The sequence below is a fragment of the Acuticoccus yangtzensis genome, from assembly GCF_001927245.1.
Classification (GTDB): Bacteria; Pseudomonadota; Alphaproteobacteria; order Rhizobiales; family Amorphaceae; genus Acuticoccus; species Acuticoccus yangtzensis.
Genome location: NZ_MJUX01000007.1, coordinates 177844 through 190866 on the forward strand (window position 1 = coordinate 177844; position 13023 = coordinate 190866).

Below are 13023 nucleotides of genomic sequence, written 5' to 3' on the forward strand. Positions count from 1 at the left end.
CGCTCAGCCCCCTGGCGCGGCGGCCTCGTCGTCCTGCCGCGCCTCATCGCCCCGCGCGTCGCCGCCCGGCTCGTCCCGCGCCTCGTCGACCAGGGCGCGGGTGGCGGCATGGCGCGGACGCCGGAAGATCTCCTCCGGCGTCCCCTGCTCCACGATCCGTCCCGCCTCCATGACGATGATGCGGTCCGCCAGGGCGCGCACCAGCGCCAGGTCGTGCGCCACGAAGACCAGCGCCAGATCGTCCTCGCGCACCAGGGTGTCGAACAGCGCCACCATCTGCCCGCGCAATGCAGCGTCCAGCGCGGACACCGGCTCGTCGGCGAAGAGGATGCGCGGCGTCGCCACCAGCGCGCGGGCGATGGCGATGCGCTGGCGCTGGCCGCCGGAGAAGGCGTGCGGCTTGCGCCCCGCCGCATCGCCGCCGAGCCCGACGCGCTCCAGAGACATCGCCGCCCGCTCCCGCCGCGCCTTTCGGGACAGGAGCGTGCGGAACAGCGGCTCGGCGACGATGCGCCCGGCCGAGAAGCGCGGATTGAAGCTCGTCGCCGGATCCTGAAACACCATACCGGCCTGATCGCGCAGCACGGGCGAACCGGCGGGAAGCTCCGAGCCGGCGAGGGTGATGGCACCCGTCATCGGCAGCAGGCCGAGAAGGCCGCGCACGAGACTGGTCTTGCCGCTGCCCGAGCCGCCGACCAGCGCCAATCGCTCGCCCGGCGCCACGGTGAAGGACACGCCGTCGACCACCGGCCGCCCGCCGCGCTCCACCCGAACATCGCGCACCGCGAGCACGGGGTCGCGCGCTGCTTTTGCAGGACGCGGAGGAAGCGTGATGTGGCGCGCGTCGTGAAGGGCCCGGCCGGCGGCGCTGACGGGGCGGGTCAGCACCTCCCTCCCCTCCTCGGCGATTCGCCCGTCGGCCATCACCAGCACCCGGTCCGCCCGGCGCGCCACCGCAAGGTCATGGGTGATGAGGACGAGGGCCGTGTCGTTCGCCGCGGTCAGACCCTCCAAGAGGTCGAGGATGCGGGCGGAGGTGACGGCATCGAGGGCGCTGGTCGCCTCGTCCGCCACAACGACGCGCGGCGACAGCGCGAGCGCGATGGCGATGGCGACGCGCTGGCGCTGCCCGCCGGAGAGTTCGTGCGGGTAGCGCTCCGGCCCGACGCCGGCTGCCGTGAGCCCCGTGCGCTCCAACAGCGAGAGCACCCGCTCGGCCCGTTCCCCTGCCGCGGCGCGGGTGTGCAACCGGATCGTCTCGTCGATCTGCGCGCCGATGGAGTGAACCGGGTTCAGCGCCGTCGCCGGCTCCTGGAAGATGATGGACACCGCTGCGGCCCGGCGCGTCGCCACCTCGGCATCGGGCAGAGAGAGGAGATCCACCCCGTCGAGCCGCACGGCGCCGCTATAGGTGACGCCGGAGGGCGGCAGCGTCAGCATCGCCCGCCCGGTCAGGCTCTTTCCCGAACCGGACGCGCCGACGATCGCCACCCTCTCGCCCGGCGCGATGGTGAGCGAGACGTCGCTGAGGAGGGTCGTGCGGCCTGCGCGGGCACCGAGGCGGTCGAGCTCCAGCATCAGGCGTGGCGTCCTGCAAAGCGCGGGTCGAGCCGGCGGTTCAACCCCTCGCCCAGCGCGGTGGCGGCGAGAACGGTGACGACGATGGCGAGCCCCGGCCACACCGCGAGCTGCGGGGCGAGCGAAATGAGCGTCTGCGCCTCGGCCAGCATGCGGCCCCAGGAGACGGCGGGCGGCTGCGCCCCGAGGCCGACATAAGAGAGCCCCGCCTCGATGAGGATGGCGATGGCGAACTGGGTGGCGGCCTGGGTGAGAAGGATCGGCGCCACCACCGGCAGGACGTGCTCGGCGGCGATGCGCGCGCTGCTTTTCCCGGCGAGGCGCGCGGCGTCGACGAAATCGAGCGCGAGAACGCGCCGGGCCGACGAGGCGGTGAGCCTCATGAACACGGGGATATAGAAAATTCCGATAGCAATCAGCGCATTGAATGCGCCGGGGCCGCGAAAGGTTGACAGGATCGCCGCAACGATCAGCGCCGGGAAGGCGAACACGATGTCGCTGCCCAGCATCAGCACCGCCCGCCCCGCCCGGCCGGACGACGCCGCGGCAAGGCCGAGCGGCGTGCCGACGAAGAGGCCGATGGCGACCGCCCCGGCCGCGACGGCGAGCGAGGTCTGCGCGCCGGCCATCAGCATCGAGACCACGTCGCGCCCGTAGTGGTCGGTCCCCAGCGGATGCGCGGCGGTGGGCATGGCGAAGCGGTTGCCCATGTCGAACCCGTCGACCGGAAACGGCGTCCACCAGAGCGAGGCGACGGCGGCGGCGATGATGGAGACGAGCACCGCGGCGGCCACGCCGAGCCCGGCCGATCCCCTCACGGGCCGCGCCTCAAGCGGGGGTTGGAGGCGACCGCCACCACGTCGCACAACGCGTTGACGATGACGACGGTCGCGACCACCACCAGCGTGATTCCCTGGACGAGAACGATGTCACGCTGGGCGACGGCCTGGAAGAGAAGGCGCCCGAGGCCGGGCAGATTGAAGACGGTTTCGATGACGATCGCCCCCGCGACGAGGAAGCCGAATTGCATGCCGACCACGGTGAGGATCGGCGCCCAGGCGTTCGGCAAGGCGTGGTGGATGACGGCGCCCGCGGTACTGCGGCCCTTGGCGCGGGCGAGGGCGACGAAGTCCTCGTCCATCGCCTCGGTCAGCGCGGTACGCACGATCCGCGCGAGGATGGCGGCCTGCGGGATGGCGAGAGCGACGGCGGGCAGCGTCAGCGCGCCGAGCGCGCGGGCGGGACCGGCGTCCCATCCGGGGAAGCCGCCGGCGGGCGCCCAGCGCAGATAGACGGCGAACACATATATAAAGAGAAGGCCGAGCCAGACGGCCGGCACGGAGAGGCCGATTTCAGCCACCCCGCGCACCGCCCGGTCGGCGAATCGGCCGCGGCGCACGGCGGCGTAGATCCCCGCCGGAAGCGCCAGCGCCACCGACAGCACCAGCGCGTAGACCGCGAGCGGGACCGACACCCGCGCCCGTTCGGCGAGGAGGCCGAGGACGGACACGTCGTAGGTGCCGGACGTGCCGAAATCGCCGGTGAGGATGCCGCCGAGCCAGGCCACGAACCGCAGCGGCAGCGGATCGTCGAGGCCCATCTCCGCTCGCAGCGCGGCAACGGCGGCGGGCTCGGCGTTCATGCCGAGCCTCAGGAGTCCCGCGTCGCCGGGCAGAACGCTCATCGCCATGAAGACGATGAGGCTGGCCACGAACAGCGTCGCGGCCAATTGAGCGAGGCGGGTGAGCACCCTCATGGCGCGGCGGCGGCGCTCAGTCGGTCCAGCGCACGGCGGTGATGTCGTTCGCCTGGATCGGCGCGTTGGCCCAGAAGCCCTCGAGATCCGCATCCCACACGCCGAGCTTGGGGAGGACGAAGAGGAAGGCGTTCACCGCGTCGTCGGCGATCAGCGTCTGCGCCTCGTGGAGGAGGTCGATCCGCGCATCGGGGTCGGCCTCGGTCTCGAGCTCGGCCATCACCGCGTCGAACCGGGAATTCTCGATGTGGAAATAATAGTCGTCGCGGCCGTAGATGCCGATGTCGTTCGGCTCCGTGTGGGCGACGATGGTGAGGTCATAGTCCTTGCCGCGGAAGGCCGAGGAGAGCCATTCGGCCCACTCCACCGGCTTCAGCGCCGCGTGGATGCCGACCTGGCGGAGCTGGGCGGCGATGAGCTCGCCCGAGCGGCGCGCATAGGCCGGCGGCGGCAGGGTGATCGTCAGCGACAGATCCTCGGCGCCGGCTTCGGCCAGCAGCGAGCGGGCGCGGTCGGGGTCGAAGGCGTTGACGCCGGTGAGGTCGAGATAGGCCGGGTTGTGCGGCGGCATGTGCGAGCCGATCGGCGTGCCGGCACCGTACATCGCTCCGGCGATGAGGACGTTGCGGTCGATCGCCGACGAGATCGCCTGACGCACGGCCAGCTTGTCGAACGGCGGACGCGCGGAGTTGATCGCCAGAATCACCTCCCCTTCCGTGGTGCCGATCTCGACGTGGAACTGGCCGTTGGATTCCAGCACCGGGATCTGCTCGGGCGCCGGAAAGTTCGGGAAGGCGTTGACGTCACCGGCCAAGAGCGAGGCGAGCGCGATGCCGGGGTCGGAGATGAAGGCGAACTCGGCGCGGGCGATGGCGGCCGGCTCGCCCCAATAGTCGTCGTTGCGGGTCAGAATCACGCGGTCGCCGCGGCGCCATTCGGCGAAGCGGAAGGGGCCAGTGCCGATCGGCGTCTGCTTGTTGGCGTCGGCGCTGTCCGGGTGGACCATCACCGCATCGCCCCAGGCGAGCGAGAAGGGCAGATCCGCCGCCGGGCGCGAGAGGTGGATCACCAACGTCGTGGGATCGGCGGCTTCCACGCCGTCGATGGCGGCGAAGAGCTGGGGCTGCGCGTTCTCGGCGCCCTCGGCACGGAACCTGTCGAGCGCGAACACCGCCACCGAGGCGTCGAACGGCGCGCCGTCGTGGAAGGTGACGCCGTCCCGCAAGGTGAAGGTCCAGGTCAGCCCATCGGCGGACACCTCCCACGCGGTCGCCAAAGCCGGGGCGACGGTGCCGTCGGCGGCGATGCGGGTCAGGCCCTCGAAGACGTTGGCGTAGAGCACCTCGTCGATGGCGGCGGCGGCGCCGGCTGTCGGGTCGAGGTGCGGCGGCTCCAGCGCCATGCCGACGATGAGGGGCCGTTCCGACTGCGCGGCGACGGGGGCGGATGCCACGAAAGGCGCCGCGACGACCGGCATGAGGGCGAGCGCGAGGGCAAAGCGGCGTGTCAGCATGAGGTGTCCCAGCGGTTGATCGGTGGCGGCAGGTTTAGCGCGCGGGTCAGTGAGGCGCCATAGTCCCTGCCCCAGCCCAAAAGCCACGCCTATGGCTCCCGGCCGGACGCGAAGAAGGCCGCCCGTTCAATTCGCGACTCGTTAAGCGTGACCTGATTGCAACACGCAACGGAACTTCGCACAGCCGGACGTGTTGTGCTATAGAATATGCACGGCGGGCGATCGCGATGACACATCGTCGACACGGCCGCCGGACCATTCGGGGGAATGGCTGGCATTAGGCAGGCGGGATGACCGCCTTTGCTGAGCCGCAAAATGAAAAAGCCCGGCCGCGCGGCGGCCGGGCTTTTTCGTGTTCGGCGTCAGCCTCTCCCCGAAAGAAAAGGCCCGGCGTTGCCGCCGGGCCCTCCATCCGGGGGAAAGGATGGAATTAGAAGGTGCGCTGAGCGCGGAGGAAGCCCGCGAGAGCAGAGTCGTCGCCGATGTCGCTGGTGTCGACATACTTGTACTGGATGCCGGCGCCCAGGATGAAGCCACGGACGACTTCGTAGGTCAGGTAGGAGTCGATCGTGACGGTGTTGACGTCACCCAGGTCGTCCTTCGTGTCGATGAAGGCATAACCAGCACCGAGCGAGTAGGCGATGGCCGGGGTGAAGTTCGTGGAGAAACCACCGGCGACCGAGAAGCCGTCGTACAGGTCGAGGTCGTTGCTGACCGGGTTGTACTGGCCGTCGAAGACGTAACCGGCGAGGTCACCCGACAGGTAGTCCGCACCACCGTGAGCGTAGGCACCCTGCAGACCGATCGTCGTGCCGTTACCGAACGGAACGTTGACCGCCACACCGGCACCGACCGCGAACATCACGTCGGAGTCGGACTCGGCGAAGTCGCCGTTGCCGTTGAACACACCGGCTTCACGCCAGCCGACCGCACCACGCAGAGCAGCCGAACCCCAGCCCTGGTCGACGCGGATGTTCGCGACCAGATCCGGAACCCACGCCACGCGCTGATCGGCACCGAAGCCGGTCGCGGTGTTGAAGATGCCGGCCGAACGGGTGGCCATGTCTTCAACCGAGATGGACGCGGAGAAGCCGTTGCCGAAGGCAGCGGTGTAGCCAGCGAGGTTGATCTTGCGGTCCGAACCTTCGGTCGCGAAGAAGAACGCGGAACCGAACTGGGCGTCGATGAAGTCCCAGAAGGAGCGCGTACGACCGAACGTCAGGCCACCGAACTGGATGAAGGCTTCTTCCAGGTTGACGGCGACGCCACCGGCGTTGTCACGGGTGAACTGCAGCTCGGTGTAGGTGCGGAGCAGGCCGAACTCGGTGGACGTGCGGGAGTCCATGTAGACGTAGGCACGAGCACGGAAGCGGTAGCCGGCATCGGCATCGTCGTCGTAGCCGAGACCCGAGAGGATGAAGTCATCCTCGTCCAGATCACCGAAGAACTGGTAGTCGACACGGACGCGGCCAGCGACACGCAGGCAGGTCTCGGTGCCGGGGATGTAGTAGAAGCCAGCGCCGTAGGCGTCGCAGATGCGGACGTACTCGACAGGCTCGACGACGACGGGAAGATCCGCCGCCTGCGCCCCGGTCACCGCGAGAGCACCCGCAGCCGTGCCGAGGACAAGACGCTTAATGTTCATGTCTCGATCTCCAAAGATGTTCACTTGTAGAGGCCCTTTGACTTTCGTTCCGGCGGTGACCCGAGGGCCGAAAGTCGCCGGACTTCCAACTGATTTGATCAAGCCGCTGCGGCCCGCCCAAACCGCGATGGGGTCGTTTCCGCCCCGTCGCAAAGCCACATTGCTCAGGTGCCCCGCACTCGGCAACGGAAAGCATGCGGGCGGAACTCGCTGAACCCCGCACGCAATCTGCGATGTTGCATGGACAACACGTTTTCCCGTCCAACCCAGGCATTTTCGGCCCATCCGGCAAGGTTCCGTTAGGGAATCCGGGCGTCGGACCCGGCCCCGCTGTGGACAAACGCTTCCGCCGAGCGCGGCTCCCGCATCCCTTTCCGGGCCCCGAGTCGCGTTCCGATCCCGTCCTCGACACCGCAAGTGATTACCGTACTGGCTTGGCCGAGGCTGACAGACCGGCAGGCCATAGAAAAGCGCCCCCGGCGGACCGGAGGCGCTATGGCCGAAATGCAACACCGGCCCCAGCCGGCTGGAAACGTCGCAGTCTCTCAGTCGGCCGCCACAATAAGGGGAAGGCGCGTCAGCGGTGCGTCCAGCGTGCCTTCACTGTCGAAGACATGACCCGTCAGACGGCACGACAGCCGCGAAAGGGCCGACGCCGTCAGCCCTGCGACCGCCGTGGGGGAGAGACCCAGCCCCTCGGCCGCCAGCAGAGGCAGAGGCCGCACGGGCACCACCACCGCGACCCGCCCGCGCGGGTCGCGCCATTGGAAGGCGGCAAAATGGTCCGACGCCGGACCGGCCAGGCGAATCGGCTCAAGGATGCCGCCGCCCCCCCTCTCGCGCCGCAGCGCAAGGCCGGCGACGAGAACGCGCGCCTTGATCGCCCCGCTCTGCCACTCCCGCGCGAGGTGCACGGGGTCCGCCGATTCGGCCGCTTCCACCAACGCCGATTCGGCCTCGAAATCGACCGGACGGCGGTTGTCGGGATCGACCATGGCGAAATCCCAGCCGAAGGTGCCCTGGTAGATGTCCGGCGCGGGCAGCCCCACCGTCTTCAGCGCTGCCTGGGCGAGGCCGATCACCGCTCCCGCGCGCGCCACGTCGCCCAGCGGCGACAATTTGCGCCGCGCCGCCACCATCTCCTGCGCGGCGCCGGCCACGCGGCGCTCGAAGTCGGCATCGGTGCGCGTCCAGCTCGTGCGCTCTTTCGCCTCGCGCACCGTCTTCAACGCCGTCTCGCGGAAGCGGTCGGCGAAATCGGGATCGTCGGCGAGCGGGTTGGCCGCGAACAGCATCTGCGTCATCGCCCATTTGATGCGCGGCCCGATCTGACCCGGCATTTCGGGCCAGATTGCATCGAACACCGGCACCGCCTCCGGATCGGACAGTGCATAAAGCCGCGCCCGCGAATCCTCGCCGCGCTTGGTGTCGTGGGTCTGCGTTGCGGCGAGCCCTCCCACCGAAGCGACGTCGAGAAGGTGCTGCGCCCCGGTCTGCGGCGCAAGATCGCCGCCCACCTCATTCAATCCGACGAGGCGATGATTGCGGTAGAACAGCGTGTCTTCCAGCGATTTGGCCATCAGCGGGCCCGATGTCTGCTGGAAACGGGCGATGAACTCGCGCGCGGCTTCGGGATGGGCCGAGCGGTCCGGATCGGCGGTCAACAGCCCCACGAGGTCGTTGAGGATGCGCTCGTCGTCCAGCTTCTCGCGCACCGCTGCGGCGCGGGCCTCGGCCAGCACCTCGCGGTCGGCCGGGTCGTCGCTCGGCAGGTAGGTGCGGTAGACGCTCATCCCCTTCATCAGCCCGGTGATTCCCTCGCGCACCGTGGCGCGCCCATGGTCGCGCGCGCTGAGGTCGTCCGCGAACAGGGTCAGGGCCAGCCCGGTCAAGCGCTGCAACTCGCCGGCGAGGTTGTGGGTCAGGATCTCCGTCTTCGCCCGGTCGGTCATCGCCTCGAGGTCGGTGTCGGCAATGGCATCATAGGCGCTTTCCAGCGCGGCGAGACCGGCCGGATTGGTGAACAGCGCGGCCATGGCGGCGATGAACTCGTAGCCGGTCGTCCCCTCCACCGGCCAAGGGCGCAGCCTCTCGTGCGCCTCCAAGATCTTCTCGACATAGACCGGGACGCCCGCCTCGGCCTTCAACCGGGCGAGGTAGCCTGAGGGGTCGGACAGGCCGTCCACGTGGTCGACGCGCAGTCCCGTCACCGCCCCGTCACGAACGAGGCCCAGAATGGTGCGATGCACGTCGTCGAACACGGCCGGGTCCTCGACGCGCACGCCGACGAGGCCCGTCACCTCGAAGAAGCGGCGATAGGTGAGCCCGTCGCGCCCCAGCCGCCAATAGGTCAGGCGGTAATTCTGCGCCTCGTGCAGGGCGTGGACGTCGTCGATGCTCTCGGTGCCGGGTGCCAGCGGGAGCTCGGCGCCGGGGACGGCGAGGACGGGGCCCGCCTCGGTCTGGCGCTTCGTGATGTCGCCGGCGGCGAGCGCGTCGCCGTAGGGCTGGCCCAGGATCGGCAGGATCAGCTTGCCCGCCGACCAGTCGATGTCGAAATGCCGCGCATAACGCGAGGCGGTGCCGTGCCGGGCCACGTCGCGCCACCATGGGTTTTCCATGGACGCGGCCATATGGTTGGGCACGATGTCGATGATCAGGCCGAGGCCCGCGGCCTTCAGCGCCGCGGTGAGCTGCGCAAACCCCGCCTCGCCGCCCAATGTGGGGTCGAGGCGGTTGTGGTCGGTGACGTCGTAGCCGTGGGTCGAGCCCGACGTCGCCGCGAAGATCGGCGAGGCGTAGAGGTCGGTGATGCCGCAGCGGGCGAGGTGCGGCACGATCGCGGCCGCGTCCTCGAACGTGAAACCGTTACGGAATTGAAGACGGTAGGTGGCGCCGGTCATGGAATCCCCTTCGCACCGCGCCGACCGCGGCCATCGTGCGCTGAAAACGCGCGGAACGGCCGATGTCGGCGACGGTCAGCGGCAGTGTCCTCCTCCAATTCGGATGCTCGCGGTCCGTTCCCGGCAGATTGACCAGGCGCCGGCCGCCGACCACATCCTCGAGCCGCACCGCATAGAGGCGGGACGCGGTGCGCGCACCCAGCCGATGGAAGGCGGCGACGATGCCGTCATCGAGCGCGCCGGCCGCCCGTGACGGGGGCAGCCCGGCCTCGGCCAGCATGGCCGCTTTCTCGCCCGTGCGCCAGGCGTGCTCATGCCGCGCCACGCCGGCGTCGATCCGCCCCAGCGCCAGGCGCAGGTCGATCTCGTCCCCCTGCCACCATGCCTCCAGCGGCGCGATGTCGTGGGTGGACAGGCAGGCGAGCGCGTCGGCCGGGTAGCGCGCCGGAGGACGCATGCCGTGGGCGTCGCGCTCGAAGGAGACGATGCGCATGGAGAAGAGGCGCCTGTCCGCCATCCGCTCGCGAAAGCCGGGCGGCACGATGCCGAGGTCCTCGCCGATCGCCATGGCGCGGTGCGTGCGCGTGGCGTTCACCACCTGGTCGGTCAGGCCAGGCTGGCGCACATAGGCGCCTTCGCGGGCGGTGAGACCGTCAGGAATCAGCCACAGCCGTTCGAGCCCCATGGCGTGGTCGATGCGCATGGCCCCGGCATCGGCCATCACCGCATCCATCACCGCGCGGTACGGGGCGAAATCGCGGTCGACGAGAGCCGAGGGCGAGAGCGGGGCGAGGCCCCAATCCTGCCCGTCGAGCGAGAAGAGGTCGGGCGGGCAGCCGATGCGCAGGCCGCGCAGCGCCAGCGACGGATCGGCCCAGGTGGACGCTCCGTCCGGCGCCTCGCCCACCGCAAGGTCGAGATAGAGGCCGATGCGCATGCCAGCGGCGAGGCAGGCCGCCTGCGTGGCGGCAAGCTGCGTCTCGGCGATGTATTGCAGCCAGAGATGAAAGGCGATCTCGTCCCGATGCGCTGCGGCGAAGGCGAGCACTTGGGGGCTGGCGCGGTCCTGATAGGCGGCGGGCCATCCCATCCACCCGGCCCCGTGACCCTGCGCCGCCATGTGGTGCGACAGAGCCTCGAACAGCGCGAATCCGGCTGCCTCCTCGCCCTTCCGCGCGGCGTGACGCGCGGCGGCGTCACGGTCCGCCTCGCCCACCAACGGGTCGCCGGACCGCCACGCCTGGTGGATCTTCTTCAGGATGGTCAGCTTGGCGCTGGCGACGGCGGAATAGTCCACCTCGTCCTCGGCCGGCGGGACCGACACCATCTCGGCCATATAAGGGTGGTAGCCCGGCACCTCGTCTACCGCGATGATCAGCGGGTTCAGCCTGCGCCGGTCGGACGGGGAGAAGGGCGAGGCATTCTCGGGCGCGGCCGTGAACAGCGCGTGCAGCGGGTTGAGGCCGATGAAATCGCACCCCGTCTGCGCAAACACCGGGATCAGTGCCTTGAGATCGCCGAGGTCGCCGATGCCGAGATTGCGCTCCGAGCGCAGTTGATAGAGCTGCAGCGCCACGCCGAAGGCACGGGTTTCGTCCAGCCAGTCCGGCACGAAGGCGGTTGCGCCGGTGGACGGCGGAAGCGCAGGCGGCGTGCCCAGAATGTCGACGAGGGCACGCTTGGCCGCGTCGGACACCGGGGCGGCGTCCTCTCCCGGCCGCTCCAGAACGACACCGGCCGCGCGCGCGGCCCGGTCCAGCGCCTCGCTCATGCGGCGTCCAGCGTGAGGATGACGCTGTGCGCCTCGCGCGTCGGCGGCATCGCCCGCATCTCGCCCCGCGACACGGCGATGAGGATCTCCTTGTCCGGGATCGCCCCGGCGTCCTCAGCGGTCATGTTGATGTACATGCCGAGAACCGCCCCGTCCGCCATCGTCCACTCGACGTCGACGACGCCGTCGGCCGCCTTGAGGACGCGCCCCACCTTGGGCGCCTCGCCCGTCATGCGCGGAACGACGTGGTCGCGCCGCACGGCGAGGAGCATGCGGTAGAGCTCCAGCCACCGCCTCCCCTCGTCGGTCTCCGCCTTCGCCCAGTCGATGGTGCTGGCGGTGAAGGTCGACAGCGCGTTCGGATCGGGAATGTCCTCGCGCGTGTCGGGGTCGATGAAGGCGTCGAACTTGGAGAACTCGTTGCGGCGGCCCTTGCGGACGGCCTCGGCCAGCTCCCCGTCGAAATCGCAGAAGAAGCAGAAGGGGTTGGTTTCGCCCCACTCCTCCCCCATCCACAGCAGCGGGATCTGCGGCATGAGGAGGAGCACCGCGGTGAAGACGGTCACCATCTCCCGGTCCGACAGGTCGATCAGCCGTTCCCCGAAGGCCCGGTTGCCGACCTGGTCGTGGTTCTGGTTGAACACGACGCAGGACAAGAGCGGCTGGCCGGTCGAGTCCACGCCGCGCGCCGTATTGTCGTGCATCTTCGACGGCTCGCCCTGGAAGATGAAGCCTTCCGTCAGCGCCCGCGCCAGCTTCTTCCACCGGTCCTCGACGAAGTCGGCATAGTATCCCTCCGTGTCGCCGGTCGCGATCGGGTGGATGACGTTGTGGTAATCGTCGTTCCACTCGCCGGTGAAGAGCGTGGGTTCGCCGTTTTCGTAAGGGTGCAGGAAGATGACATTGCGCTCATCTTCTGTGTGCAGATGGATCGGCCGGTCGAACTCAGCGCGGATGCGTTTGGCCATCGCCTCCAGGAGGTGCTCCTCGGAGGTGTCCTTGATATGGTCGATGGCGTCGAAGCGCAGCCCGTCGAGGTTGAATTCCTTCAGCCAGGTCAGCGGGTTCTCGATGAAGTAGGCGCGCACCGCCGGCTCGTCGAAGGCGATCGCCGCGCCCCAAGGGGTGTGCCGGTCCGCATGGAAGAAGGGCTTGGCGTACTTGCCGAGATAGTTCCCGTCCGGACCGAAGTGGTTGTAGACCACGTCGAGGAAGACCATCAGCCCGTTGGCGTGGGCCGCGTCGACGAAGGCGCGGAAATCGTCCGGCGTGCCGTAGCAGGTGTGGGGCGCGTAGAGGAGCACGCCGTCGTAGCCCCAGCCGCGATTGCCGCCGAAATGGGCGAGCGGCAGCACCTCCACCGCGGTGATGCCGAGTTCGGCGAGGTGCGGCAGCTTGGCGATGGCGGCCTGAAAGGTCCCCTCCGGCGTGAAGGTGCCGACGTGCATCTCGTAGATCACCGTCTCGGCCCAGGGGCGGCCCTTCCACGGCGTCTTCCACGTGAAAGCGTTCGGGTCGACCAGCTTGGACGGGCCGTGGACGGACTCCATCTGCCCGCGTGCGGCCGGGTCCGGCACGGCGAATCCGTCGTCCAGCACGAAGGAATAGGCGCCGCCGACGGGCACCTTGTCGGTGATCAGCTCGAACCAGCCGCCATCCTGGCGCTGCATGGGAAGGTCACCGGCATCGCAGCGCAGCTTCAGCGCGGTCTCGTCCGGCGCCCAAAGGCGGAAGCGGGCGCGCCCGTCGCCGGTCAGCGTGGCCCCCCAGGTGGTCGCAAATGCGTTGCTCACAGTCTCTCCCGAAGCTCGTAGGGCCTTGGCAGCACGGCGCTTGGACCGGCTGCACCGGCGAAGA

General features: G+C 69.4%; 8 protein-coding genes. All 8 read right to left on the reverse strand.

The genetic code is table 11. From position 1 onward, the window contains the following. Positions 1-3: 3 nt before the first annotated feature. Positions 4-1578 (reverse strand): ATP-binding cassette domain-containing protein, encoded by a 1575-nt coding sequence (locus BIX52_RS22525; RefSeq protein WP_083660391.1) that lies wholly within the window; start codon positions 1576-1578, stop codon positions 4-6. After that, on the reverse strand, positions 1578-2396 hold the full coding sequence (locus BIX52_RS16770) for an ABC transporter permease (protein ID WP_075222241.1): 819 nt from the start codon (positions 2394-2396) through the stop codon (positions 1578-1580). Before BIX52_RS16770 ends, BIX52_RS22525 begins: the two co-directional genes overlap by 1 nt. Continuing rightward, entirely contained in the window at positions 2393-3334 is a 942-nt protein-coding gene (locus tag BIX52_RS16775) for an ABC transporter permease (RefSeq protein WP_075222242.1), read from the reverse strand. Before BIX52_RS16775 ends, BIX52_RS16770 begins: the two co-directional genes overlap by 4 nt. Before the next feature lie 16 nt (positions 3335-3350). Then, on the reverse strand, positions 3351-4847 hold the full coding sequence (locus BIX52_RS16780; protein ID WP_075222243.1) for an ABC transporter substrate-binding protein: 1497 nt from the start codon (positions 4845-4847) through the stop codon (positions 3351-3353). Positions 4848-5277: 430 nt separating this feature from the next. Beyond that, positions 5278-6492 carry a porin gene (locus tag BIX52_RS16785; protein ID WP_075222244.1) on the reverse strand — a complete coding sequence of 405 codons (1215 nt, stop codon included), beginning with the start codon at positions 6490-6492 and terminating at the stop codon, positions 5278-5280. Between the two features lie 545 nt (positions 6493-7037). Then, positions 7038-9395 (reverse strand): malto-oligosyltrehalose synthase, encoded by a 2358-nt coding sequence (treY, locus tag BIX52_RS16790; RefSeq protein ID WP_075222245.1) that lies wholly within the window; start codon positions 9393-9395, stop codon positions 7038-7040. Beyond that, the gene (gene malQ / locus BIX52_RS16795) at positions 9361-11166 is read right to left on the reverse strand and encodes a 4-alpha-glucanotransferase (RefSeq protein WP_075222246.1); all 1806 of its coding nucleotides are present in this window, start codon (positions 11164-11166) and stop codon (positions 9361-9363) included. Before malQ ends, treY begins: the two co-directional genes overlap by 35 nt. Then, positions 11163-12959 carry a malto-oligosyltrehalose trehalohydrolase gene (treZ, locus tag BIX52_RS16800; RefSeq protein ID WP_075222247.1) on the reverse strand — a complete coding sequence of 599 codons (1797 nt, stop codon included), beginning with the start codon at positions 12957-12959 and terminating at the stop codon, positions 11163-11165. The genes malQ and treZ overlap by 4 nt, the downstream gene beginning before the upstream one ends. Positions 12960-13023 lie beyond the last annotated feature (64 nt).

What these genes read in the sequence shown, in the direction of transcription:
- BIX52_RS22525 (WP_083660391.1), bottom strand. Translation starts at nt 1,578, where the DNA reads ATGCTGGAGCTCGACCGCCTCGGTGCCCGCGCAGGCCGCACGACCCTC.
- BIX52_RS16775 (WP_075222242.1), bottom strand. Translation starts at nt 3,334, where the DNA reads ATGAGGGTGCTCACCCGCCTCGCTCAATTGGCCGCGACGCTGTTCGTG.
- BIX52_RS16780 (WP_075222243.1), bottom strand. Translation starts at nt 4,847, where the DNA reads ATGCTGACACGCCGCTTTGCCCTCGCGCTCGCCCTCATGCCGGTCGTC.
- BIX52_RS16785 (WP_075222244.1), bottom strand. Translation starts at nt 6,492, where the DNA reads ATGAACATTAAGCGTCTTGTCCTCGGCACGGCTGCGGGTGCTCTCGCG.
- treY (WP_075222245.1), bottom strand. Translation starts at nt 9,395, where the DNA reads ATGACCGGCGCCACCTACCGTCTTCAATTCCGTAACGGTTTCACGTTC.
- malQ (WP_075222246.1), bottom strand. Translation starts at nt 11,166, where the DNA reads ATGAGCGAGGCGCTGGACCGGGCCGCGCGCGCGGCCGGTGTCGTTCTG.